1 pseudogene is annotated in these 241 nt (G+C 59.3%); it reads left to right on the top strand.

The features are described 5' to 3' along the window. Nucleotides 1-241: pseudogene (locus SB847_RS22070) on the top strand (glucose-1-phosphate cytidylyltransferase); the annotation flags it as partial.

Genomic DNA, 241 nt, shown 5'->3' with positions numbered 1-241 from the left:
ACGCTTGTCGATACCGGTGCAGATACGATGACGGGCGGCCGCCTGAAGCGCGTTGCGCCTTATCTCGGCAACGAGACGTTCTGTCTGACGTATGGCGACGGGTTGTCGGATATTGATGTTTCCGCCGAGCTGGAATTCCACCGCAAGCACGGCAAGTTGGCCACGGTGGCGGCTGTGCAGCCGCCTGGACGTTTTGGTGTGCTCAATATTGACGCCCAGGACCAGGTCTTGAGTTTCGAGG

Origin of the sequence: Bacillus sp. SIMBA_026 (assembly GCF_046535335.1) — a bacterium.
GTDB lineage: Bacteria > Bacillota > Bacilli > Bacillales > Bacillaceae > Bacillus > Bacillus velezensis.
This window is presented reverse-complemented; position numbering and strand designations above follow the sequence as displayed.